The sequence below is a fragment of the Mesorhizobium sp. M7A.F.Ca.CA.004.06.1.1 genome (assembly GCF_003999135.1).
Taxonomy (GTDB): Bacteria; Pseudomonadota; Alphaproteobacteria; order Rhizobiales; family Rhizobiaceae; genus Mesorhizobium.
Genome location: NZ_RZPQ01001098.1, coordinates 1 through 1,376 on the forward strand (window position 1 = coordinate 1; position 1,376 = coordinate 1,376).

The following is a 1,376-nucleotide window of genomic DNA, read 5'->3' on the forward strand; positions in this document are numbered from 1 at the left end:
GATCTACACCGAGCGCGGCTCGGAAGGCATCACCATGGGCGCCATGGACGTGCTCTACAGCTATGGCTTCCAGTACGAAAACCCCAAAAAGCCCTACGAAATGGAAGGCTTCGTCAACTCCGACAAATCGGTAAAGGGGCTGGAGTTCTACAAGGCGCTCTATGATTGCTGCACGCCTCCGGGTGCCTCGAACAGCTATATGGGCGAAGGGGTCGACGCCTTCAAATCCGGCCAGGTGGCGATGCACATGAACTTCGCCTTCACATGGCCAGGCCTGCAGAAGGACGAGAATGTCGGCGGCGACAAGATCGGCTACTTCGTCAACCCGAAGGGGCCTGACGGCGAGCAGTTCGCCCAGCTCGGCGGCCAGGGTATCTCAGTGGTGTCCTATTCCGACAAGCAGGAATCGGCGCTGAAATACATCAAGTGGTTCGCCAACAAGGAGGTGCAGGCCAAATGGTGGTCGCTCGGCGGTTATTCCTGCCTCAACGCGGTGGTCAAGGACCCGGGCTTCCCGGCCAGCCAGCCCTACGCGCAGACCTTCCTCGACTCGATGGCCATCGTGAAGGACTTCTGGGCCGAGCCGAGCTACGCCCCGCTGCTGCAGGCCTCGCAGAAGCGTTTCCACGACTATGTCGTCGCCGGCCAAGGTTCGGCCAAGGATGCGCTGGACGGCCTGGTCAAGGACTGGACGCAGGTCTTCCAGGACGACGGTAAGATGTAACTGGGGCAAGATGTAACCCGGCTCCTCCCGAGCTCGACCCATGCGTCCCGTGCCGCCCTTGGCACGGGACGCAGTTCAGATAAATTCCATGACAGAGACGACCAAGTGACCGAAGCAGGACTCACCATGCTCAATCGGACCGCGGAGAACGTTGCCCAGGCGACTCCGGAGCCGTTGGCCCGCAAGGTCCGGGGCATCAGCGACAAGGGCCTCGCCTGGCTGTTCATCTCGCCGACGATCCTGTTGCTGCTGGCCATCAACATCTTTCCGCTGTTCTGGGCGATCTATCTGTCGTTCACCAACTACCGCGCCAACCGCCCGAACGAGGTGGTGAAGAACCTCGGCTTTGCCAACTACCAGCGCATCCTCGGCGACAAGGATATCTGGATCGCCATGCAGACGACGGCGCATTTCGTGTTCTGGACCATCCTGTTGCAGACGCTGATCGGCTTCACCCTGGCCTGGCTGATCGACAGGAAGTTCCGCGGCCACGCCTTCTGGACGACGCTGATCCTGGTGCCCATGATGCTGTCGCCGGCGGTGGTCGGTAATTTCTGGCGCTTCCTCTACGAGCCGCAGATCGGCCTGTTCGCCTACGCCATATCCTTCGTCACGAGGATCCCGCCGACCGATATCCAGATGCTCTCCAACG

The 1,376-nt window shown here is 60.8% G+C and carries 2 protein-coding genes; both read left to right on the forward strand.

The features are described from left to right. Window positions 1–724 (forward strand): extracellular solute-binding protein (locus tag EN906_RS34165; RefSeq protein WP_127375780.1); only part of this gene is annotated, 724 nt, incomplete at its 5' end. Between the two features lie 126 nt (window positions 725–850). Then, window positions 851–1,376: sugar ABC transporter permease (locus tag EN906_RS34170; protein WP_164777609.1), on the forward strand; the 526-nt coding region annotated here is incomplete at its 3' end.